Here is a 20,954-nt window from a genome sequence, read left to right on the forward strand (position 1 = left end):
GCCACGTAGGCGGACGTGCGCTACGGCGTCTCTTCCACGGCTTTCTTGAGTCGACGGGAACCCGTCTCACTCGCGAGCAGCCGCTCCACGAAGCGCGTGTCGTAGTTGCCCTCCTGGAAGGACTCCTCGCCGAGCGCCGCGCGGTGGAACGGGATGTTGGTGCGGATGCCTTCCACCACGTACTCGCCGAGCGCGCGCTGCATGCGGCGGATGGCCGTCTCACGGTCCTCCGCATGCACGATGAGCTTGGCCAGCAGGCTGTCGTAGTACGGCAGCACCGTGTAGTTCTCGTAGGCCCCCGAGTCCACGCGCACCCCGTAGCCGCCCGGGACGCTGTAGCCGGTAATCTTGCCGGGCCACGGCGCGAAGGTGATGGGGTCCTCGGCGTTGACGCGGCACTCGATGGCGTGCCCGCGGATCTGGATGTCCTCCTGCTTGAAGCGCAGGGGGTGGCCGTAGGCCATGCGGATCTGCTCACGGACCAGGTCCACGCCCGTGACGAGCTCCGTCACCGGGTGCTCCACCTGGATGCGCGTGTTCATCTCCATGAAGTAGAACTCGCCGCGCTCGTCGAGCAGGTACTCGATGGTGCCGACGTTGTTGTAGCGCAGCTTGCGCATCGCCTCGACGGACACCCGGCCCATCCGCTCGCGCAGCTCCGGCGTGAGCGCCGGGGACGGAGCCTCCTCGATGAGCTTCTGGTGCCGGCGCTGCACCGAGCACTCGCGCTCGTTGAGGTGGATGATGTTGCCGTGCTCGTCCGCGACGATCTGGATTTCGATGTGGCGCGGCTTCTCCACGTACCGCTCGATGTAGAGGTCGCCGTTGTTGAAGGACGCCACCGCCTCCGCCTGCGCGGTGGAGAACGCCTGCGCCAGCGCGCTCGGCTCGCGGACGATCTTCATCCCCTTGCCACCGCCACCCGCGGCCGCCTTGAGGATGACGGGGAAGCCAATCTGGCGGGCGAACTCCTCCGCCTCGCGCGGGTCCTTCACGGTGCCGGGGCTGCCGGGCAGCAGCGGCATGCCCGCCTCCCGCGCCGCCTGCCGGGCCCGCACCTTGTTGCCCATCATCCGCAGCATCTCAGGGCGCGGACCGATGAAGCGAATCTTGCAGTTCTCGCAGACCTCCGCGAACTCGGCGTTCTCCGACAGGAAGCCGTAGCCGGGGTGGATGGCGTCCGCGCGGGTGATTTCGGCGGCGGACAAGAGCTGCGGGACGTTGAGGTAGCTCTCCTTGGACGACGGAGGGCCGATGCAGACGGCCTCGTCCGCGAAGCGCACGTGGAGGGCGTTGGCGTCCGCCGTGGAGTGCACCGCCACGGTGGCGATGCCCAGCTCCCGACAGGCGCGGATGACCCGCAGGGCAATCTCCCCGCGGTTGGCGATCAGCACCTTCTTGAACACGGGGATGTCTCCTGGAACGAGCAGCGTGGGGAGCGCGCCCATCAAGGGGCGAGGGGCGCGCCCGCCAGCGTCAGGCCGGCTCGATGCGGAACAGGGACTGGCCGAACTCCACCGGCCGCCCGTTCTCCACGAGGATCTCCACCACGCGGCCGGAGACCTCGGACTCGATTTCGTTCATCAACTTCATCGCCTCGATGATGCAGAGCACCTGGCCCTTCTTCACCACGGTGCCCACGTCGACGAAGGCCGGCTGGTCCGGCGCCGGCGTCCGGTAGAACGTGCCGACGAACGGGCTGGTCACCACGTGGCCGGGCTTCTCCGGGGCCTTCTCGGCCGCGGGGGCCGGGGCCGCGGAGGGCGCGGCGGCGGGAGCGGACGACACGGGGCGGGGCGCGGGCGCCGCGTACTCCACCGCCGGGCCCACCGGGACGGCCGACGGGGCCGCGTGGTGGACGATGGTCGTCTCCGGGGCGTGGCCGCGGCGGATGAAGAGCTTCTCCTCCCCGCGCTTCCACACCAGCCTCGTCACGTCCGAGGCCTCCAGGATGTTGACGATTTCCCGCAGGGCCTCCACGTCCAGCGACGTGTTGCCCGCGTTGGCCGCGTTCGCCGGAGCGGACGCGCTGGCGGGCGCGGAGGCCCGGGTCGACTTGCGCTTGGTTGCCATGCTCGCGTCCCCTCCCTCGGGCGTCCTGGGCTAGCCCGCGGTGGCCACGCGGGTCAGGTACTTGCCACCGTCGCGCGTGTCGATCTTGAGGACGTCACCCTCGTTGATGAACAGGGGGACGTTGACCTCGAAGCCGGTCTCCAGCGTGGCGGGCTTCAGCGCGCCGGACACCGTGTCGCCGCGCACGCCCGGGTCGCACTTGATGACCTTCAGGTCCACCGAGTTCGGCAGCGTGACGCTGATGGCCTTCCCGTTCCAGAACAGGATGGTCGCGTCGGTGTTCTCCTTCAGGAAGTTCTTCGCGTCGCCGAGCGCCTTCTCGCTGATGAAGGTCTGCTCGAAGTCGCGCTTGTCCATGAAGTAGTAGTCCTCGCCCTGGACATACAGGTACTGCATGTCCTTCTCTTCGATGTCGGGGCGGCCCACCTTCTCACCGGACTTCAGCGTCGGCTGCAGGACGCGGCCCGTGGTGAGGCTGCGGATCTTGGTGCGGACGAAGGCGGAACCCTTGCCGGGCTTCACGTGCTGGAACTCGACGATGACGAACGGCTCACCGTCGATTTCGATCTTCATACCGTTGTGAAACTCGGACGTATCGATGACACCGGCCATGGGGACCGACTCCTTCAGACTCGAAAATACGGAAGCTTGAAAAGTCGGGGGTGTCTAGCCCATGCCCCCTCCCATGGGAAGGGGAAAGCTGCGGAGCGCCGCGTCGTCCGGACGACTGCTTTACAGAGGGCGCGGCTAGAGCTCCGCGCTCACCTTGGGGGCCGTCACGCGAAGCACATAGCGGCCCTTGCCGTAGTTGCCATCCGCGCGCAGGGCGAGCACGAGGAAGTACTCCGGGGACACCAACCGCATCAGCGTGAGGACCTTGTCGCTGTTGACGCTGACCTCGCTCACCGCGCCCGTCTTGAGCGTCTCCGCGGCGTGGCGCAGCTGCGTGAGGAGGTTGGCGTACTCCACCCAGGCCCCGCCCAGGTCCAGTTCGCCCGCCTCCTCGCGCTGGTAGGTGTCCACGGAGATGCCGTCGAAGCCCATCACGCTGCAGGCGAGGGCTCCGTCCACCTGGTTGACGACTGACTCGAGGTGCGTGCGAAAGGACATGGGCTCGGGGGGGTTCCTGGGGGGCTGACGAAGGTCAGGGAGTCTCGCACTCCGGCACGACGCCATTCAGACCACGCAGGTCGCAGGCCTCCGTGGGTTGCGCGGGGACGTCGCCCGGCTTGGGGCAGACGAACCCCACGTTGGTGACGGTGAGCGGGAAGGTGAACTCGTTCGCTTCCACCTTGCTACCGGTAGCGGTCTTGCCCCGGAAGCGCATGGTGACGAGCGTGTCGACGAAGCCGCCACCCGCCGTCGCCGCGAAGAGCGCCGCCTGGGCGTCCCGCGTGAGCACCCCCAGCAGCAGGCTGCTGTCCTGATTCGGGCGGAACCCTCCGAAAAGAGGGATGTTCGCATCCTCGATGCCCAGGTCCGGCTCGGTCCGATACGACACGTCCACGGACGTGACGTAGATGGCCAGGCTGTCGGGATCGCTGACCTCACCACCCTCCCCCACGATGATGGGGCTGTCCACGAGGTTGGAGGTGATGACCAGCCCCAGGAGGAAGTCTCCCGCGAGCCCCAGGTTCAGGGAGCCCCGCAGAATCGCCTCGTCCTCCGGAATCGAGCAATCCGGCTCTGGAAGGGCCGCATGGATGACCTGCAACTTCGGAGTGTTGTCGACGCAAGACACCGAGCCGAACGCCATCAGCGCGGCGAGATAGATGGGCTTCATGAGCGTACTCTCTCCTCGGAGAAGAGGCGCGATGCCTTACAGGCTCTGCGCAATGGTCTGCCGGTTGAGGATGCGGGGCGTGATGAAGATGAGCAGTTCCTGACGCTCATCCGTGTCGTTCGTCTGCCGGAAGAAGAACCCGAGGACCGGAATCTTCGAGAGGAACGGCACCGAGTTGGTCCGCGTGGAGCCACGGCGCACGTAGATGCCGCCGATGACCGTGGTGTCCCCATCCTTCACCAGCACCTGGGTGACGGCCTCCTTGCGCTGGATGGAGGGCTGACCGTTGGCGCCCGTGTTGGCCGGGTCCGGCTGGTTGTTGGAGGCGTTGATGGCCATCAGGATGCTGCCGTCCTGGGTGATGTGCGGCGTCACCTCCAGCGACAGACGCGCTTCCACGAAGGTCGTGTTCACACCGGCCGCGGACGTCTGGCTGAACGGGATGGACACACCCTGGCTGATGCGAGCGGTGTTGTTGTCCAGCGTCGTCACGCGGGGCGCGGAGATGGTCTTGATGGTACCCTCGGTCTCCGCGGCGGACAGGCGCAGGTTGAGCTGCAGCGCGCCACCGGCAGAGCCGAAGACGAAGCCCAGCGCGCCACCGGCGTTCTCGCCCACCGGCGCCGGCAGGTTCACCGCGAAGTTCGGCACGGCCGGCAGACCCGCGGCGCCGATGCTCGGCGAACCGCCCGTCACGGCGACGTTGTTCGGGAAGATGAGGCCCGTCGAGTTGCCCGTGGCGGCGGCGGCGCGAGCCTGACCACCCCACTGCACGCCGAGCTGACGGCTGAAGGTCGTGCTCGCCTCGACGATGCGGCTCTCGATGAGGACCTGCGGCGTCTGCGTGTCCAGGCTGCGCACCAGCGAGCGGGCCTTCTCCGTGTTGGAGCGCACGTCCTTGACGATGAGCACGTTGGTGCGCGTGTCCACCGTCACCGTGCCGCGCTCGCTCAGGACGTCCTTCACGCGGGCGGACATGTCAGCGGCCACCGCGTAGTTCACCGGGATGAGGTTGACCAGCAGGTCCTCCTGCTGCTGGAGCGACTTCTTGCGCTCCTGGCGCAGCCGGGCCTCCTCCTCCAGCGTCTTGAGCGGGGCGATGCGGATGATGTTGCCGAACTCCTCCTTGCCCAGCTGCTTGGTGCGCAGGATGAGGTCCAGCGCCTGGTCCCAGGGCACGTTGCGCAGGCGGATGGTGACCCGGCCGCTCACGTCGTCCGCGACGACCACGTTCTTCTTCGAAATCTCCGCGATGACGCGCAGGAGGTTCTGGATGTCGATGTCCTTGAACTCGAAGGACACGCGCTTGCCACGGTAGCGGGCCTGCTGCGGCGCGCCCTCGGCGGCGTAGGCGGGCGCCTCGGCGGTGAAGCCGGCGGTGCGCTGCGCGACCGACACCTCGTCCGTCTTCACGCCCTTGACGTCCAGGCGCCACGACAGGGTGTTGCCGCTCTGGCTGACCTTCTCCTCGATGGCGCCGTCGGCGGCGACCACCACGCGCACCTTGCGGCCCTCACCGGGGACGCTGAAGGCGCTGATCATCTTCACCGGCGTCTCCAGCGCGCTGGTGTCCAGGCTGCGCTCGAGCTTCTTGGGCAGCCGGGCGTTGTCCAGCGTCAGCACCGCGCTGCGCGGGTCCGGACGGTCCACCTTCCAGCCCGCGGTGCCGGACAGCTTCAGCACCACGCGGCCACCCGCCCCACCCTCCTGGAACGACAGGTCCTTGACCTCGACCACGGACGCGGTGGCCGGAGCCTCCACGACCACGGGGGCCGGACGCAGGGGCTCCACCTCGGCGACCGAGGCGATGACCTCTTGCGGCGCGGGCGACGGCGCGGCCTTGCGGGCCACCGCGCCACCGAGCACCACCTCGAGGCCCTTGTCCGCGCGGTCCACGCGGTAGGCGGGCATCTTGCCGCGCACGTCGAGCACCAGCCGGACCTTGTCCGAGTGGGCGCCCACGCGCACTTCCTTCAGGGTCGCGCCGTTGATGCGGGGCGCGCGGGCCGCCAGGCCCACCCCATACAGGTCCACCGCGAGCCGGGGCGGGTCCGCCAGCTCCAGCACCTCGTAGCGCGCGATGTCGCCGTCCGCGCGGATGCGCAGGGTTTCATCGGCGTAGGCGAGCTGGGTGATGCGCTGGGCGGGCTGCGCCACCTCGCGCTCGTCGGCCTCGGCGGCGACGACGTTCTCGGGCAGCGCGGGCTTCGCGGCCGCCTCCTGCTTCACGGGGGCCTCCGCGACGACGGCCGGCTTCACCTCGGCGGCGGGCGCGGGCGTCGTCGGGGCGGCGGGGGCCGTCGCGACGGTCGCGGGCGCGGCGGGCTTCGCCTCGGGGGCGGAGGCCGCTCCATCCACGGAGATGACCACGCGGTTGCCGTCCGCGCGCACGTCGTACTGGGACGCCTTGTCGAGCGCCAGCAGCACCCGGCCGACGCTCGCGCGCTCGTCCGAGAACTGCGACGCCACGACGCCGGACACCGGTCCGGAGCCGTCATGGTGGCCCTTGATACCCGTCGCATCCGCCGACGAGAGGTCCACCACCAACCGCTCCGGCCCACTGAGCCGGAAGACGGTGAAGGTGGGGGGCCGGGTTCCGGTCACCACCACCTGGGCGCCCGAGCCGGTACGGGACACATCCAGGTCCCGAAGCGTATTCAGTTCGGCGCCGCTACTGCTGGCGCCCGCAAGGACGACCGCGAATGCAGTCGCCAACATCCACTTGCCCCTCGTCACAGCGCTCCTCTCGAGCATGCGTCCCCTCACCAAGTTGGAAGCGGGCTGCCGCCCGCGGGCGCGCCACGGGGGCGCTACTCCCCGTAGTTTTTGCCCGTCATTAAATTGTAGCTCGGGTCCTGCCGATCATCGGGCTTGAGCTGCAGGGTCACCGGATTCTTGATGATCTCTCCGTTGCCCGAGAACACCTCGGTCACCGTCAGCGAATCACGGAGGATCTGCGTGACCTTGCCGCCCTGGCGCCCCACGCGGGTGTTGCGGCGCACGATGTGGCCTCGACCCAGCGGGTCTTCGACCATGGCAAGTGGATTGGCGTCGCCCGTGACGACCGCGACCAGCTTCAGCTGGTCCAGGTCGAAGGCGCACAGCGGCTCCGTGCAGGTGGGCGCCGCGATGTTGGGGTTCACCGGCCCCAGCTCTTCCAGCGGGCTGCGGAACGGGTCGCGCTTGCCCACCGGGTTGTACGAGTAGACGTACGGCGCAGCCGCCGCGGCCTCGACCGCGGCGGGGGCCGTCTCCGCCGGCGCGGCGGGGGCGGCCGGCGCGGGAGCCGCCGCCACCGGCGGAGGAGGCGGGGGCGCGTCCTCGCAGGCGGCGAGCGTCAGCGCGAGCGCGGCGGTCGTCATGGTGGCCTTGAACATCTTCATCCTCAATCCCCTTGTCGCCCTACTTCCGGGACGGATCAAGTTTCTAGTTCTTCTGGGTCTCGACGAACCGGAAGGTCGTCGCCAGGAAGCTGCTCTGAAGGACGACCTTCTCGTTCTTCAGCGTCGGCTGCCCCAGGTTGATGTTGTTGACGTTCACGATGCGGCGCATGTTCGCCATCTCCTGCAGGAACATGGCGATCTCGTGGTAGTTGCCGCTCACCGTCATGCGGATGGGGATGCGGGCGAAGAACTCGCCGCCACCCACGTACTCGCGGTCGGGCTGCACCAGGGAGATCTCCAGGCCGCTCTTCTTGCCGATGTCGTTGATCTGCGCGAGCAGCTCCTCGACGTCCTTCTTCTCCGGCAGCTCCGTGAGGGCCTCGGCGAGCTTCTGCTCCAGCACGTCCATCTCGCGCCGGCGCTCGTTGAGGTTCTGGGCGATCTCGCTCTTCTCGGCCAGCTCCAGGTCCAGCGTGCGCCGCTCGCCCAGCTGAGCCTCGATTTGCGTTTCGGTCGGCTCGATGAGCAGGAAGTAGTTGGCGGCGGTCATCAGGATGATGACCGCGGCGAGGCCACCGAACTTGACGCCCGGGGACGCCTTGACGAATTGGTCCAGGTACTTGTCCATGGTGGGGCCTCGGTCAGATGGCGTAGTTCGCGCTGAGGGTGATCTTGAAGTCGACCAGGGGGGGCATGCCCGTGACACCCGCGGACGCCTTGGTCTGCACCGCGCTCGTCAGGTCGATATTGGTGAAGAACGGGGTGATCTGCCCGGCCGGGAACTCCTCGATGGTGGCCTCCGCCGTGAGCAGCTCCACGCGGGACGTCTTCGCGTCACGGCGCTGGTCCACCAGGCGCCCCATGCCCTTGGGCGTCCACACCACGCCGTTCAGGCCGCGCATGAACTCGGCGACCTCGTCGTGGCTGACGGCCGAGCCGTCGATGGACACCGCGCTGGCGGACTCGACGAAGCCCTTCACCCAGACCTTCTTGGGCGTCGCGGACGCGAGCGCGTCCATCATCCGGACCGGGCCGTTGCGCCCCTTGCGCAGCGAGTCGAGCACCGCGAGCTTCTTCTCGACCTCCGCCTTGCGAGCGTTGATGTTCTTCACCTCGCCGATGACCTTCTCCAACTCGGCGATCTTCGCGCGCGTCTGGGCGATGCCCTGGGCGTTGCGCTGGTATTCGGAATCACGGTCGTCGTACCAGAAGTAGTTGCCCACGGCGGCGCCGAGGAGCGCCAGCGCGAAGAGGACCAGGACTTGGCGGCCCTTCTGCTGGGTCTGGACCTTCCGGACGGGAAGCAGGTTGATGCGAATCATCATGTGCGTCGTCTCCAGGAGGTGGACAGGTCAGGCCAGCTTGTCGCCCGGACGCCGGAGCGCCAGTCCCACGGCCACCGCGGCCATGGGCGCCACGTCCATGATGAACGCGGGGTCGAACTTGCGGTTGTCCACTTCGATCTTGCGGAACGGGTTGAGGATCTCCACCGGCACGCCGGTGCGCGCTTCAATCGTCTTGAACAGGGCCGGAATCTTCGCCGTGCCACCCGACAGGTAGACCTTGGTGAAGTTCGAGTCCGCCGCCGTGCCCGCGTAGAAGTCCAACGAGCGCTGGATTTCACCGGCCACCTGCTCGGCCACGCTGGAGAGCACGCGCTCGACGTCCTGGGGCACCACGGCGTCCGCGTCCGCGCGGTTGCCGCCGATCTTCAGCGCCTCGGCCTCCTCGTAGGAGACGTTGAGCTGCTTCTGGATTTCTTCGGTGAACTGGTTGCCACCGATGGTGACGTCACGGGTGAAGACCGTCACGCCGTTGGCGATGATGTTGATGTTCACCACCGAGGCGCCCGCGTTGATGAGGACCACGGTCTCCTTCTCCGGGAGGTCGTAGTTGACGGAGAACATGTTCTGGACGGCGAAGGCGTCCACGTCCACCACCACCGGCGCGAGGCCCGCCTCGGAGACCACGGTGGTGTAGTCGTTGATCATGTCCTTCTTGGCGGCCACCAGCAGCACGTCCATCTGCCCGGTGGCGTCGTTGCCGCCGCCGTCGAGGATCTGCGTGTCGATGTTCACGTCCTTCACATCGAACGGGATGTACTGCTCGGCCTCCCACTGGATGCTCTCCTCGAGCTCCTCCTGGGACATGCGCGGCATCTGAATCTTCTTGATGATGACCGAGTGGCCGGACACGCCGATGGCGACGTCCTTGCCCTTCACCTTCAGCTCGGACATCAGCTCCTGCACCGCCTGCACGATGGCGGTGGAGTTCATCAGCGCTCCATCGACGATGGCCTCCGGAGGCAGCGGCTTCATGCCGAAGCTCTGCAACGCGAAGCCGACCTCGCCGCGCTTGCGCTGCTCCTTGAGCAGGATCATCTTGATGGAGGTCGATCCGATGTCCAGACCGAGTGCCAGTTTGCCCTTCGCCATTCTTGACTCCGTCGAGAGGCGGCCAGCGTAGCACTGGCCGTCAACCCCACCTAAAAAGTGCCCGGAGCCCGCCTGCTCTCCGTTCGGCCGGGACCCCTGCGTTCATGCTGCGCCAGGCCCCCACCACGGTCGCGGAGGCCCGATTTTCCGGCCTCGGACGCATTTGGTCAAATGGGGACGGCACACCCCACCCGGTCATCCCCGCTCCGCCTCGGCGTCCGGGTCGATGCCGTACTCCTTGATCTTGTACAGCAACGCCCGGTGGCTGATGTCCAGCACCTCGGCCGCCCGGGTGCGGTTGCCCTTCGTCCGACGGAGCGCCGCCCGGATGTAGGACTCCTCGAGGTCCCGGATGGCCCGCTTGAGCGACAGGTCACTACCGACCTGTTGCACTCCGCCATCCCCCGCCGTGGCCGGTCCGGGTGCGGGCGCGGCCCACAGCCGTTCGGGCAGGTTGGTCGGGAGGATGTGCGGGCCATCCGCCAGGAGCACCGCGCGCTCCATGGCGTTCTCCAGCTCGCGCACGTTGCCCGGCCACGCGTAGGCGGACATCAGCGCCTCGGCCTCCGGTGACAGCCCCTCCACGGGGGGCTCCCGGTTGAGCTCGCGGTTGAAGCGATGGAGGAACGCGCTCGCCAGGAGCGGCACGTCCTCGCGGCGCTCGCGCAGGGGCGGTATCCGCACGTTCACCACGTTGAGCCGGTAGTAGAGGTCCTCGCGGAACTCCCCCTTCTCCACCAGCTTGCCCAGGTCGCGCAGCGTGGCCGCCACCACCCGCACGTCCACCTTCTCCACCCGGCTCTCGCCGACAGGGCGAATCTCCCCCTCCTGCAACACGCGCAAGAGCTTCACCTGCGCGGGCAGCGGCAGCTCGCCCACCTCGTCCAGGAAGAGCGTGCCGCCGTCGGCCTCCGCGAACAGGCCGCGCTTGGCGGTGCGCGCGTCGGTGAAGGCGCCCTTCGCGTGGCCGAACAGCTCGCTCTCCAGGAGCCCGCCGGGGATGGCGCCACAGTTGACGGCGACGAAGGGCAGCGGCGCGCGGGGGCTCTTCGCGTGCAGCTCCCGGGCGATGAGCTCCTTGCCCGTGCCGCTCTCGCCACTGATGAGCACCGTGGTGTCCACGGGCGCCAGCCTCGCCACCTGCCGGAGCACCGCCTGCAACGGAGCGCTCGAGCCGAGGATGTGGCCCTGGGGCAGTGACGGCAGGCCCGACTGCTTCAGGCGCTTGTTCTCGCGCAGCAGCCGCTCGCGCTCCTCGGCCTTGCGCAGGACGAAGACGATCTCCTCGGGCTTGAAGGGCTTCTGGACGTAGTCGTAGGCGCCCGCGGACACGGCCTCCAGCGCCTGCTCCTGCGAGCCATAGGCGCTCATCACCACGACGGTGAGCCCCGGGTGCGCGGCCTGGGCCTCGCGCAGGAGCGTGAGGCCGTCCTTGCGGGGCATGCGCACGTCACACAGCAGGACGTCGTAGTCGCGCGCGGCCAGCTCCCTCAGGGCCTCCTCTCCATCCGCGACGGCGCGCACCTCGTACTTCCGGTCGGTGAGCACCAACGTGAGGATGTGGCGGATGGAGGGCTCGTCGTCGGCGACGAGGATGGAGCGGAACAGGGACATGGCGGCCTTGCCTCCATCATCCCCCAGAGTCGCGGGAGGAGATAGCTTCTGGCCCGCTCACACGGCGGGGAGGGCCAGGGTGAAGCGCGCGCCGCCCTCGGGGAGGTTCTCCGCGCCCAGTCGCCCGCCCATCACCTGCGCGAGTCGCAGCGACACCGCGAGTCCCAGGCCCGTGCCCTGACGCCCCTTGGTCGTGAAGAAGGGCTCGAACAGGCGGGGCATCACCTCGGGCGGGATTCCCGGCCCATGGTCCCTCACCATCACCCGCACCTCGCCCGCCTCCAGCCGCGTGGCGACGCTGACGCTCCCCTGCCCTCCCATGGCCTGCGCGGCGTTGAGCAGCAGGTTGATGAGGATCTGCGACAAGGGCCCCGGCTCCGCGCGCGCCAGCACCCCGGGCTCGAGCGCCAGCTCCACCGAGACGCCCTCAAGCTCCGGCGCGGCCCGCACCAGTCGCACGCACGTCTCCACCACCGAGCCGACGTCCACCGGCCCCGGCGACGCCGTCTCCGGCCGCCCCAGGTCGAGCAGCCCCCGGACGATGCGGTCGATGCGCTGCACCTCGTGGTCGATGCGCTCCAGGTAGTCATTCAGCTCCGCCGAGGGCGCCTTCATCCGCGCCAGGGACAGGTAGCCCAGGATGCCCGCGAGCGGGTTGCCCACCTCGTGCGCCACACCCGCCGCCAGTCGTCCCACGGTGGCGAGTCGCTCGGAGGTCACCAGCTCCGTCTGCGCGCGGGTCAGCCGCGTGTTCGCCTCGCGCAGGGACTCCATCTGGGAGCGCGTGAGGGACTGCTCCTGGCGCAGCGCATCCGCCAGCCGCTGCAGCGCGCGCTGCATGCGTGACAGCAGCGGGCCGCCCTGCGTGGGCGACAGGTGCGGGTCGGGCTCCAGGCGGCCGAGCTGCTCCACCATCTCCTCGGCCGAGCGCAGCGGACGCCCCACCGTCAGGTACAGAATTCCATAGGCCAGCAGCGTGAGCGCCACCAAGTCCAGTCCGAGCGCCAGCGGCAGGAAGCCCCGCACCTGCGACAGCACCTCCGCGTCCGGCGTGCCCGGCCGAGCCAGCCGCCGCCCCAGCTCCAGGAGCCGGATGAGCACGGGCTGGAGCGACAGCCAGGACAGGCCCGTGCAGAGCGAGGCCAGCAGGAACGCCACGCTGGCGATGCGCCACTTCATCGAGTGCCCGCGCGGCTCACGGCGCGCCCCCCAGGAGCAGCGCGATGTCCATGGGCAGCACCCGCGCCAGCCACGGACCGAGCAGCATCACCTCCAGCCCCGCGAGCGCGAGCCACGGACCGAACGGGATGTTGGTGGGGCCCGGCACCCACTCCTCCTCCTCGCCCGTCTCCTCGTCCACGGGTGCGTCGGGAATCGGCTGGACGAGCAGGCACCAGGGCACCAGGAGCAGCCGCTTCCACAGCGGAATGCCGGGCCGGGTGAACTCCCACGTCATGGTGGGCTCGGGCTCCTCTTCTGGTCCCGCCTCGGCCACGGGCGCGCCACCCGACGGGTGCGCGGCCATCCCGGGCAGTGACACATCATCGGGCGACGGCAGCGTGACGCCGCTCGAGGTCGACGTCGTCGCGACCCCCGATGCCCCATCACCGGCCGCAGACACGTCCTCGGCCGGCGTGGGCCCTGGCCCCGTCGGAGACGGTTGCGCATCCGGAGCCGGCGGTTGCGCCGCAGGCCCCGCGCGTCCCGTGAGGGCGAGCAGCGCAATCCCCACCACCGCGCCCTGGAGCGAGGACAGGAAGAGGATGCCGAGCAGCGCTCGCCAGGAGAGGAACGCACCCAGCAGCGCGACGAGGAACTTGTCGCCGCCGCCCAGCGCCTCCTTCTTGAAGACCTTCCAACCGATGTACTCCATCATGCGGAAGACGAGGAAGCCGAGCACCGCGCCCACCGTCGCGTCCACCACCGCGTCCGCGCCGCGCGGCACCGCCAGCAACAGCCCCGCGGCGATGCCCGGCACCGTCAGCGAGAACGGCAGTATCCAGTGCGCCAGGTCGATGAAGGTGAGCGGTATCAACAGCGACACCAGTACCAGCGCGGGGAACAGCTCGTAGGTCCACCCGAAGCGGCGCAGGCACGCGAGGAACAGGAGCCCCGTGAGCAGCTCCACGAGCACGTAGCGCGGCGAGATGGGCGCGTGACACGAACGACACCGTCCCCTCAGCGCGAGCCACGAGAGCACGGGGATGTTCTCGTACCAGGAGAGCACGTGCCCGCACCGGGGACAGCGCGAGCCGGGCCGGACGATGCTCAGTCCTTCGGGGACGCGCGCGATGACGACATTGAGGAAGCTGCCGATACACAGGCCGAGGACCAGGAGGAAGGCGGTGAAGAGAGGCCCGGCCCAGCCCGGCACGAGGGAGAAGTCCGTCACGGAGCCCGGCATCCTAGCGTCGCGCCCGGAGAGGTCAGCCCCCTGGATCGACGATTTCCGTCAGAAGCAGTGACAAAATTTGGCAACCAGGCGCCCTGCCTGACCGGGTGCGCGGCCCGACCTCGTGGGAAATCCTCAGGTTGGGGTGACTGTTGGCCATGGCACCCTTCGTGCTAAGAATCCGGGCTGTCGTTCAACCCCCCTCTGCACCTGCGGAGCACTCCCGACATGCTGAATCGCCTCATGAAGAAGAAGGGTGGCTTCACCCTCATCGAGCTGATGATCGTCGTCGCCATCATCGGCATCCTGGCCGCCATCGCCATCCCGAACTTCATCCGCTTCCAGGCCAAGTCCAAGCAGTCCGAGGCGAAGACCAACCTGAAGGCCATCTTCACGGCCCAGAAGGCGTACTTCGGCGAGAAGGACAAGTACGTTTCCGACTTCAAGGTCGTCGGCTTCGACCCGGAGCCGGGCAACCGCTTCAGCTACGGCATCAACGGCGCCTGCAACGAGTCCGTCGAGACGACCGCGCGTAACTACAGCGGCGGCTGCATCGGCCAGGACAAGGCCCGCTTCACGGAGGTTCCGACGGTGGCCACCGCGCCGCTGACCGCTGGCGTGGCGGGCACCTGCCCGAACTGCGACTTCTCCGCCATCGCGGTGGGCAACGTCGATAACGACAAGAACGCCGACACGTGGGGCATCACGTCCCTGGCCTCCACGCCCACCACCCTGCAGGGCACCTGCGGCATCGACAGCAACAAGATCGGTGGCGGCGAGCCCGGCAACGCGTACAACGACGTGAGCTGCTAATCACGGGGCCGCCCTGGCTTGACCAGGGCCTCATGCGGTACGAACGGGGCGCCCGAGCAGACCGGGTGCCCCGTCTCCGTTTCAAGGAATGATGCGCAAGCTGACTCCCGTGCTCATGACCGCCGGCCTGCTCCTGGTGGTCCTCCTCTCTGGCCCCCCTCTCGCCCCGCTCTACCTGGGTGACCGCCCCGTGCTGCCACGCGCCGGGTTCCTCAAGGCGCTGTTCAAGGCGCAGATCGGGCTCGTCGCCGACTACTTCTGGATCCTGACCATCAACCGCGTCGGCACCGCTCGGAAGCTCACCGAGTACCGCGACATCTACTACTACGCGGACCTCACCACCGACCTCGACCCCAGGTTCGCCAAGGTCTACACCTTCGCGGGAATCACCATCCCCATCCACCTGGGCCGCGAGGAGTACGCCAACGTCGAGGAGTCCTCGCGCATCCTCCGCAAGGGCATGGTCAACACACCCGAGGACAAGCGCATCCACTTCCAGCTCGCCTACAACCTGATGTTCTTCGAGCGGAAGTACCGTGAGGCCGCCTCCATCATCGAGGAGCTGGCCAAGGAGCCGGGCGCGCCGGAGTGGTACTCGGGCCTGGCCACCCGGTTGTATGCGCAGTCGGGTGACTTCGACACGAGCCTCGGATTGGCGCAGGCCCTGCGCGACAGCGCGGAGGACGACGAGACGCGCGCCTATTACGAGCGCCGTGTGAATGAAATCCTCCAGGAACGGCTGCTCCAGCAGCTCGACGCCGCCATCCAGCGCCACCAGCAGCGAGAAGGCCGACTGCCCGCCTCATTGGAGGCGCTCGTGTCCTCGGGTGACCTGAGGGAGCTGCCCGCCGACCCCCTGGGCGGAAAGCTCTTCCTGGGTGAGGACGGCCGCAGCTATTCCACGGCCGCGCGGTTCCGGCTGGAGCTCATCTACGACGAGAAGACCGAGGACGGCGACCGCCTCGTTCCCAAGCCCCTGGATTCGAAGAACCATGACGCCCAACCCCACTGACGCGCCTCCCATCCAGGTTCGAGGACTCTCGAAGACCTACAAGGTAGGCTTCTGGTTCAACAAGACGGTTCGAGCCCTCCAAGGGTTGGATCTCGAGGTGGGCGCCGGACAGATCTACGGCCTGCTCGGCCCCAACGGTGCCGGCAAGTCCACGACCATCAAAATCCTCATGAACCTGGTGCGCCCCAGTGGCGGAACGGCGCTGTTGTACGGACAGCCCGTGGACCAGGCGGCGACGCGGCGGATGGTGGGCTTCCTTCCGGAGAACCCCTCGCCCTACGAGTACCTGACGGGGCGCGAGTTCGTGACGCTCGCTGGACAGCTGTGCGGCATGGGTGGCCACGAGCTGGACCTGCGAGTGAAAGAGGTGCTCGGCGCGGTGGAGATGAGCCACGCGGAGAAGCTGCAGATCCGCCGGTACTCGAAGGGCATGGTCCAGCGCGTGGCGCTCGCGCAGGCGCTGGTGTCGAAGCCGAAGATGCTCATCCTCGACGAGCCGACGAGTGGCCTCGACCCGGTGGGCCGCCGGCAGATGCGCGACCTCATCCTCGCCGAGCGAGACCGGGGCACCACTGTCTTGTTCTGCAGCCACATCATCCCGGACGTCGAAGCGCTCTGCGACAGGCTCGCGGTGCTCGTGGGGGGCCGCCGCGTGCGTGAGGGCAGCGTCCAGCAGTTGCTCTCCGCGCAGGTGCCCTCCGTCGAAGTCGTGGTCGAGGGCCTGAAGATGGACCAGGTGAAGAACCTGGGCGTGGCGCTGGAGTCCACCCAGGCCCTGGATGGGCGCGTGCTGCTGCAGGTCGCCGACTCGGACAGCCAGCGCCTGCTGGGTCAGGTGCTCGCGGCGGGTGGAAGGGTCAACAGCCTCCAGGCGGCGAAGTTCTCGCTGGAGCAGCTCTTCATGGATGCCCTGAAGGACTCCGGACGGGCGACGAGCGTCGGCGGGGAGATCAACACATGAGCGCGTTCGGCGCGATGGTCTGGAATGGATTCCGAGAGGCGCGCCGCAACCGCGTCACGGTGGTGGTGGGCGCCTTCGCCGCGGTGGTGCTGCTGTCGTCGACGCTGGTGACGGAGGTGACGGTCGCCACGTTCGACCGGGTGCTCACCGACTTCGGCCTGGGGATGATGAGCCTCATCCTCGTCTTCCTCACCATCTTCCTGTCGAGCGGCCTCCTGAGCCGGGAAATCGAGCGGCGCACCATCTTCCTGGTGGTGAGCAAGCCGGTGTCCCGCTCGCAGTTCCTGCTGGCGCGGCTGGCGGGCAACATGCTGACGCTCGCCGTGCTGATGGCGGCGATGATGCTCATCTTCCTGAGCCAGCTGGTCATCTTCCAGGTCAACGTCAATGCCACCCAGGCGCTGGCGGTGGTGGGGCTCTGGTTCGAGCTGCTCGTGCTCACCAGCGCGGGCATCCTCTTCTCCAGCTTCGCGGGCCCCGCCGTGTCGGCCATCGCCACCACGGGCATCTACTTCGCGGGCCACCTGGCCAATGACCTCTTCGACATCGCGCAGCGGCTGGACGACGGTCCCGTGAAGACCGGGGCCACCGCGCTCTACTACCTGCTGCCGAACCTGGAGAAGATGAACTTCCGTCCCCAGGCCACCTATGCCCTGCCCGTGGACGCCTCCACGTTCTTCTCCGGCATCGGGTACGGCCTGGGCTGGGCCGCGCTGTTCACCGCCGCCGCCATCTTCATCTTCGAGCGACGCGACTTCCGCTGAAGCCCCCCGCGAAACGAGGGCCCGTCCACCAGGGCCCCGTGCGCCTCATGGCGAGGCCCCCGCCGCGAGCCTCGCCTTCTGGAGTCCATCCCGCGCGGGAGCCGAGTCCGGCCGCAATCGCAACGCCTCCTCCAATGGCGCAACGGCCTCGGCCGGGCGTCCCAACTGCAACAACGTACGCCCCAGTTCCAGGTGCGAGTCCGCGCGCCGAGGCGCCAGCTTCAACACTGCCCGGAAGCGCTCCACCGCCTCCTCCAGTCGCCCCGACTTGCGCAATGCGAGCCCCAGATTGTGGAGGACGACGGGCTCTTTGGGGCGCAGTGAGTGGACCCGCTCGAGTTGGGGGATGGCCAGGTCCATGCGGCCTAGAAGGGCATATGCGACGGCCAAATCACTCTGCGGCTGGTAGAGGTGGGGCAGCGCCTCGGCCGCGACCTGGAGCGGAGCAACCGCCTCCTCCACTCGACGTGCCTTGAGGTAGGACGCCCCCAGATAGGCGTAGATGCTCGGCTCATCCGGCGTCTTCGAGAGGGTGTCCTCCCACAACGAGATGTCATCGCGCCAATCGGGCACTCGGGCCATCGTCAACGCGGAGAAGACCACCACCACGCCTCCCGCGGCGAGCCCCAGCGCTCTTTGGTGTCCAGGCCAACGCTCGAGCAGCCACTTCACCCCCACCGCCAGCAGGAGGCAGAAGCCCACGGAGGGCAGGTAGAGGAATCGCTCCGCGTAGGCTTCCACGCCACGCAGTTGCATGAGGAAGACGGGCAGCAGCGGCGCCAACAGCCAGACTCCTCCGGCGAACAGGGCCGGAGACACGCGCCATGCACGCCATAGCACCCCCGCCAGCAGCAAGAGCAGGACGCTCCCCACCACCACCTCCGAGGCCAGGGGGGGCACCTGCGTGGGAATCGTCACCACCAGCGGATGAGGCCAGAAGAGCTTCCCACCCAGCTTTCCCATCAACGCCAGCAGGTGGACCGGATACAAGCCCGCGCGCCCTTCACTGCCCTCGAGCGGCACGGAGAGACCAACGGCGTTCAATCGGAGCGCCGCGTACCCCAGGGCGCCCACGCCGAGCGGCGCGTAGCGACGTACCCAGCCCTTGAGCCCCGGTGGTGACACGAGTCCCCCCACCGCCCTGTCGGTGGCCCACAGCACCAAGGGGAGCACCACCGCCACTTCCTTGAAGAGCAAGCCGGCGCCCCACAGGAGGCCTGCCCCCATCCCCCTCCCCCAAGAAGAAGGCCCGCTCACCATGAGCCGCACCGCAAGCATCACCAGGAGCGTCGCGGCCACGTCCATGCAACCACTCACCCAGGCCACCGACTCGGTGTGCACGGGATGCACGGCGAACAGGAGCGCACCCACCAGGGCGCCCCACTCTGCCGAGGAGGAGGCGCCTGCCTCTCGCGCTTTCAAGCACGCACGCAACAGCCAGAGGACGAGCGCACAGACCGCCGCGTGCAGGAGCAGCAGCACCAGATGGAAGCCCCAGGCCTCGAGCCCGAAGACGGCCTGCAGTGAGAAGAAGAGCACGTGCGCGAGCGGCCGGAAGTAGCTCGCCGCGGGGCCTCGCGCGGTGACAGGAATCGGTCCATCGTCGCTGGGGAACAATGGATGCGTGAACGCGTTCGCAAGCCCGCTCCAGGAGCGCAGCCAGGGATTCTCCACCACCAATTGCACATCGTCGTAGACGAACCCGTTGAACAACGCTCCGGCATAGACGAGCGCCGCCACGGAAACAACGAACAGCACCTGGGTTCGAGGGGAGAGGCGAAACGGTCGGGAGTCGGCGGAATCCATCAGCGTCACGGAGTGCCCAGTCTACCGACTTCTGCCTGTCGGAAGGGCCTCAGCACCGCTCGCGACGGAGGCAAGGCACCTGCCGGGCGGTTCCACGCCAGGCCTGGGGGATGGAGCCCAAGTCCGTCCGGGACAGCCCGGGGTCCGAGCCTATACTCGTCCACGCGCGCCCATGGACCGGGCGCCAACAGGGTCCCCGTTCCATGCGAATCCTCGAGGTCTCCAACTTCATGCCGCCCCACCCCGGCGGCATCGAAATCATGATCGACACCCTGTTCCAGGGGCTCCAGCGCCGCGGCCACGACGTGCGGTGGATTGCCGCCTCCACGCCCCTGGAGCCGGGAACGACGGGCCCCTTCGTCCGGGTCTCCGCGTGGAACTGGCTCGAGAAGAACCTGCACGTCCCCATGCCGCTGTGGGCCCCCTCCGGCTGGAAGGAGCTCGACGAGCAGGTGCGCTGGGCTGACGTCATCCACGTCCACGACTGCCTCTACTTCTCGTCCTCGCTGACCACCGCGCTCTCGAAGGGCCGCAAGAAGCCGCTGCTCGTCACCCAGCACGTGGGTGAGGTGCCCTACGGCGGAGTGCTGGACTGGGTGCAGGCGGCCGCCTACCGCACGCTCGGGCGGACCCTGCTGAGCGCCGCCAGCGAGGTGGTGACCTACAGCCCCCACGTCGTGGACTACTTCCAGCGCGTCGGGGTGAAGAAGCCGCTGCGCATCATCCCCCTGGGCTTCGACCCGCGCTTCAAGCCCCTGTCCGAGCAGGAGCGGATGGAGGCGCGACGGGAGTTCGGGCTCCCGGGGAAGGGCGCGCTCGTCCTCTTCGCCGCGCGGCTCGTTCCCAAGAAGGGCGTGCACCGGGTCGCCGAGCTTCAACGCCTGCTGGCCTCCGAGGGCGTGACGCTCGTGGTGGCCGGAGACGGCCCGCTGGCGAGCGAGGTCTCGGACCTCCCGAACACGGTGCACTTGCGACAGGTGGACCATGCGCGCATGCACCTGCTCTATGGCTGCGCGGACGCCCTGCTCCTGCCCTCCGTCGGAGAAGGCCTGCCGCTCACCCTCCAGGAAGGCATGTCGACGGGGCTCCCCGCGGTCGTCTCACGAGACCCGTCCTTCGTCGCCAATGTCTCCGATGCGCCCGGCGTCAGGCTGGAGGAAGGGCTGAGCGCCCAGGCGGAGGCGTTGCGAGAGGTCCTGTCGAATCCGCCACCGCGGAGCGACATCGCGGACTGGGCCAAGGCGCGCTGGGGGCTGGAGCGCTTCGTGACGGAGTACGAGCGCACCCTCGAGGCACTCACGAAGAATCGCTGAGTCCCCGGCCCGTCAGACCCGCTTCCACAACCCCACGAACTGGAACGGATTGAAGACGCGCAGCGGTCCCTTCTCGCACTCGGCCGGGTGGATGAAGGACTGCAACACGAAGCCCTCGCGCGCCATCACCGGCATCCACGACCACTCGTGCTGGTACTGGTAGCGCGACGGGACACCGAAGCGGCGATTGCCCAGCTCGTCCAGGGCACACAGCGTCCAGTAGCCAGCCTTGCTCCGGTAGGTGTGGTCCTTGAGCAGGAAATACTCCCCGGTGCAACGCAGCACCTCCCTGAGCGCGGCCTCGGGGTCTGGCGCGTGGTGCACCACGTCGATGCTGTAGGTGAACGGGAAGGCCCGGTCCCCGAACGGCAGCGTGCGTCCGTCGTAGAGCACTGGCTCGACGAGCACCTGCTCCCGTCGCTGCACGTCCACGGGCACGACTTCACGGGCCCACCCCCGCTCGGTGACGTGCCGGGCGAACCACCCATCGCCCGAGCCGAAATCGAGCGCGCGCTCGAAGCGCGGCAGGCCCGACAAGACCTGCTCCATCAGCGCCAGGACGTTTCCACGGTAGCGACTCATGGACGCAGAGCCCCTCTTCCGGT

General features: G+C 68.3%; 20 protein-coding genes. 5 read left to right on the top strand and 15 right to left on the bottom strand.

The window, feature by feature from the left end; genetic code table 11:
• Positions 1–20: 20 nt before the first annotated feature.
• The 13 genes from accC to AC6JA9_RS32945 form a co-directional block, all read right to left on the bottom strand.
• Positions 21–1,406, bottom strand: a complete 1,386-nt coding sequence (gene accC, locus AC6JA9_RS32885; protein ID WP_141323742.1) for an acetyl-CoA carboxylase biotin carboxylase subunit — start codon at positions 1,404–1,406, stop codon at positions 21–23.
• A 70-nt stretch (positions 1,407–1,476) separates the two neighbouring features.
• Positions 1,477–2,073, bottom strand: a complete 597-nt coding sequence (gene accB / locus AC6JA9_RS32890; RefSeq protein WP_223748139.1) for an acetyl-CoA carboxylase biotin carboxyl carrier protein — start codon at positions 2,071–2,073, stop codon at positions 1,477–1,479.
• Between the two features lie 30 nt (positions 2,074–2,103).
• Positions 2,104–2,685 carry an elongation factor P gene (efp, locus tag AC6JA9_RS32895; protein ID WP_223748138.1) on the bottom strand — a complete coding sequence of 194 codons (582 nt, stop codon included), beginning with the start codon at positions 2,683–2,685 and terminating at the stop codon, positions 2,104–2,106.
• Positions 2,686–2,820: 135 nt separating this feature from the next.
• Entirely contained in the window at positions 2,821–3,183 is a 363-nt protein-coding gene (locus tag AC6JA9_RS32900) for a roadblock/LC7 domain-containing protein (protein WP_141323739.1), read from the bottom strand.
• Between the two features lie 34 nt (positions 3,184–3,217).
• Positions 3,218–3,856, bottom strand: a complete 639-nt coding sequence (locus AC6JA9_RS32905) for a hypothetical protein (RefSeq protein WP_426745324.1) — start codon at positions 3,854–3,856, stop codon at positions 3,218–3,220.
• A gap of 36 nt (positions 3,857–3,892) precedes the next feature.
• Positions 3,893–6,610 (bottom strand): type IV pilus secretin PilQ, encoded by a 2,718-nt coding sequence (locus AC6JA9_RS32910; RefSeq protein WP_483578553.1) that lies wholly within the window; start codon positions 6,608–6,610, stop codon positions 3,893–3,895.
• Between the two features lie 56 nt (positions 6,611–6,666).
• Positions 6,667–7,239 (bottom strand): pilus assembly protein PilP, encoded by a 573-nt coding sequence (locus tag AC6JA9_RS32915; protein WP_223781758.1) that lies wholly within the window; start codon positions 7,237–7,239, stop codon positions 6,667–6,669.
• Between the two features lie 43 nt (positions 7,240–7,282).
• The gene (locus AC6JA9_RS32920; protein ID WP_046715648.1) at positions 7,283–7,867 is read right to left on the bottom strand and encodes a type IV pilus inner membrane component PilO; all 585 of its coding nucleotides are present in this window, start codon (positions 7,865–7,867) and stop codon (positions 7,283–7,285) included.
• 13 nt (positions 7,868–7,880) lie between these two features.
• Positions 7,881–8,564: a PilN domain-containing protein gene (locus AC6JA9_RS32925; RefSeq protein WP_223748134.1), complete on the bottom strand. Its 684-nt coding sequence runs from the start codon at positions 8,562–8,564 to the stop codon at positions 7,881–7,883.
• A gap of 27 nt (positions 8,565–8,591) precedes the next feature.
• Positions 8,592–9,674 carry a type IV pilus assembly protein PilM gene (gene pilM, locus AC6JA9_RS32930; protein ID WP_046715650.1) on the bottom strand — a complete coding sequence of 361 codons (1,083 nt, stop codon included), beginning with the start codon at positions 9,672–9,674 and terminating at the stop codon, positions 8,592–8,594.
• A gap of 195 nt (positions 9,675–9,869) precedes the next feature.
• Positions 9,870–11,288 (bottom strand): sigma-54-dependent transcriptional regulator, encoded by a 1,419-nt coding sequence (locus AC6JA9_RS32935; protein WP_141323733.1) that lies wholly within the window; start codon positions 11,286–11,288, stop codon positions 9,870–9,872.
• 57 nt (positions 11,289–11,345) lie between these two features.
• On the bottom strand, positions 11,346–12,467 hold the full coding sequence (locus AC6JA9_RS32940) for a sensor histidine kinase (RefSeq protein WP_408889453.1): 1,122 nt from the start codon (positions 12,465–12,467) through the stop codon (positions 11,346–11,348).
• A gap of 16 nt (positions 12,468–12,483) precedes the next feature.
• On the bottom strand, positions 12,484–13,692 hold the full coding sequence (locus AC6JA9_RS32945) for a prepilin peptidase (RefSeq protein WP_497958352.1): 1,209 nt from the start codon (positions 13,690–13,692) through the stop codon (positions 12,484–12,486).
• Between the two features lie 231 nt (positions 13,693–13,923).
• On the opposite strand from AC6JA9_RS32945, the gene AC6JA9_RS32950 reads away from it, so the two are divergent.
• From AC6JA9_RS32950 to AC6JA9_RS32965, 4 genes are all read left to right on the top strand, one after another.
• Complete coding sequence (locus tag AC6JA9_RS32950) at positions 13,924–14,493, top strand: prepilin-type N-terminal cleavage/methylation domain-containing protein (RefSeq protein ID WP_408891820.1); 570 nt, start codon at positions 13,924–13,926, stop codon at positions 14,491–14,493.
• A 91-nt stretch (positions 14,494–14,584) separates the two neighbouring features.
• The gene (locus AC6JA9_RS32955; RefSeq protein WP_408889451.1) at positions 14,585–15,505 is read left to right on the top strand and encodes a tetratricopeptide repeat protein; all 921 of its coding nucleotides are present in this window, start codon (positions 14,585–14,587) and stop codon (positions 15,503–15,505) included.
• On the top strand, positions 15,486–16,466 hold the full coding sequence (locus AC6JA9_RS32960; RefSeq protein WP_408889450.1) for an ABC transporter ATP-binding protein: 981 nt from the start codon (positions 15,486–15,488) through the stop codon (positions 16,464–16,466). The genes AC6JA9_RS32955 and AC6JA9_RS32960 overlap by 20 nt, the downstream gene beginning before the upstream one ends.
• Complete coding sequence (locus AC6JA9_RS32965; RefSeq protein ID WP_408889449.1) at positions 16,463–17,230, top strand: ABC transporter permease; 768 nt, start codon at positions 16,463–16,465, stop codon at positions 17,228–17,230. Before AC6JA9_RS32960 ends, AC6JA9_RS32965 begins: the two co-directional genes overlap by 4 nt.
• Before the next feature lie 45 nt (positions 17,231–17,275).
• Here AC6JA9_RS32965 and AC6JA9_RS32970 read toward each other — a convergent pair whose 3' ends face one another.
• Positions 17,276–18,988, bottom strand: a complete 1,713-nt coding sequence (locus tag AC6JA9_RS32970; protein WP_497958353.1) for a tetratricopeptide repeat protein — start codon at positions 18,986–18,988, stop codon at positions 17,276–17,278.
• Positions 18,989–19,239: 251 nt separating this feature from the next.
• Here AC6JA9_RS32970 and AC6JA9_RS32975 point away from each other — a divergent pair, with 251 nt between their 5' ends.
• Complete coding sequence (locus tag AC6JA9_RS32975) at positions 19,240–20,349, top strand: glycosyltransferase family 4 protein (RefSeq protein ID WP_483578554.1); 1,110 nt, start codon at positions 19,240–19,242, stop codon at positions 20,347–20,349.
• A gap of 12 nt (positions 20,350–20,361) precedes the next feature.
• Here AC6JA9_RS32975 and AC6JA9_RS32980 read toward each other — a convergent pair whose 3' ends face one another.
• Entirely contained in the window at positions 20,362–20,931 is a 570-nt protein-coding gene (locus tag AC6JA9_RS32980) for a class I SAM-dependent methyltransferase (protein WP_408889446.1), read from the bottom strand.
• Between the last annotated feature and the right edge of the window lie 23 nt (positions 20,932–20,954).

This window comes from Myxococcus sp. MH1 (assembly GCF_059738865.1).

Bases quoted from the DNA above. Each gene is read 5' to 3' on its own strand.
- AC6JA9_RS32905 (WP_426745324.1), bottom strand. From the start codon at position 3,856: ATGAAGCCCATCTATCTCGCCGCGCTGATGGCGTTCGGCTCGGTGTCT.
- AC6JA9_RS32945 (WP_497958352.1), bottom strand. From the start codon at position 13,692: ATGCCGGGCTCCGTGACGGACTTCTCCCTCGTGCCGGGCTGGGCCGGG.
- AC6JA9_RS32965 (WP_408889449.1), top strand. From the start codon at position 16,463: ATGAGCGCGTTCGGCGCGATGGTCTGGAATGGATTCCGAGAGGCGCGC.
- AC6JA9_RS32975 (WP_483578554.1), top strand. From the start codon at position 19,240: ATGCGAATCCTCGAGGTCTCCAACTTCATGCCGCCCCACCCCGGCGGC.
- AC6JA9_RS32950 (WP_408891820.1), top strand. From the start codon at position 13,924: ATGAAGAAGAAGGGTGGCTTCACCCTCATCGAGCTGATGATCGTCGTC.
- AC6JA9_RS32935 (WP_141323733.1), bottom strand. From the start codon at position 11,288: ATGTCCCTGTTCCGCTCCATCCTCGTCGCCGACGACGAGCCCTCCATC.
- AC6JA9_RS32980 (WP_408889446.1), bottom strand. From the start codon at position 20,931: ATGAGTCGCTACCGTGGAAACGTCCTGGCGCTGATGGAGCAGGTCTTG.
- pilM (WP_046715650.1), bottom strand. From the start codon at position 9,674: ATGGCGAAGGGCAAACTGGCACTCGGTCTGGACATCGGATCGACCTCC.
- AC6JA9_RS32955 (WP_408889451.1), top strand. From the start codon at position 14,585: ATGCGCAAGCTGACTCCCGTGCTCATGACCGCCGGCCTGCTCCTGGTG.
- AC6JA9_RS32915 (WP_223781758.1), bottom strand. From the start codon at position 7,239: ATGAAGATGTTCAAGGCCACCATGACGACCGCCGCGCTCGCGCTGACG.
- AC6JA9_RS32910 (WP_483578553.1), bottom strand. From the start codon at position 6,610: ATGCTCGAGAGGAGCGCTGTGACGAGGGGCAAGTGGATGTTGGCGACT.
- AC6JA9_RS32960 (WP_408889450.1), top strand. From the start codon at position 15,486: ATGACGCCCAACCCCACTGACGCGCCTCCCATCCAGGTTCGAGGACTC.
- accB (WP_223748139.1), bottom strand. From the start codon at position 2,073: ATGGCAACCAAGCGCAAGTCGACCCGGGCCTCCGCGCCCGCCAGCGCG.
- AC6JA9_RS32920 (WP_046715648.1), bottom strand. From the start codon at position 7,867: ATGGACAAGTACCTGGACCAATTCGTCAAGGCGTCCCCGGGCGTCAAG.
- efp (WP_223748138.1), bottom strand. From the start codon at position 2,685: ATGGCCGGTGTCATCGATACGTCCGAGTTTCACAACGGTATGAAGATC.
- AC6JA9_RS32925 (WP_223748134.1), bottom strand. From the start codon at position 8,564: ATGATGATTCGCATCAACCTGCTTCCCGTCCGGAAGGTCCAGACCCAG.
- AC6JA9_RS32940 (WP_408889453.1), bottom strand. From the start codon at position 12,467: ATGAAGTGGCGCATCGCCAGCGTGGCGTTCCTGCTGGCCTCGCTCTGC.
- AC6JA9_RS32900 (WP_141323739.1), bottom strand. From the start codon at position 3,183: ATGTCCTTTCGCACGCACCTCGAGTCAGTCGTCAACCAGGTGGACGGA.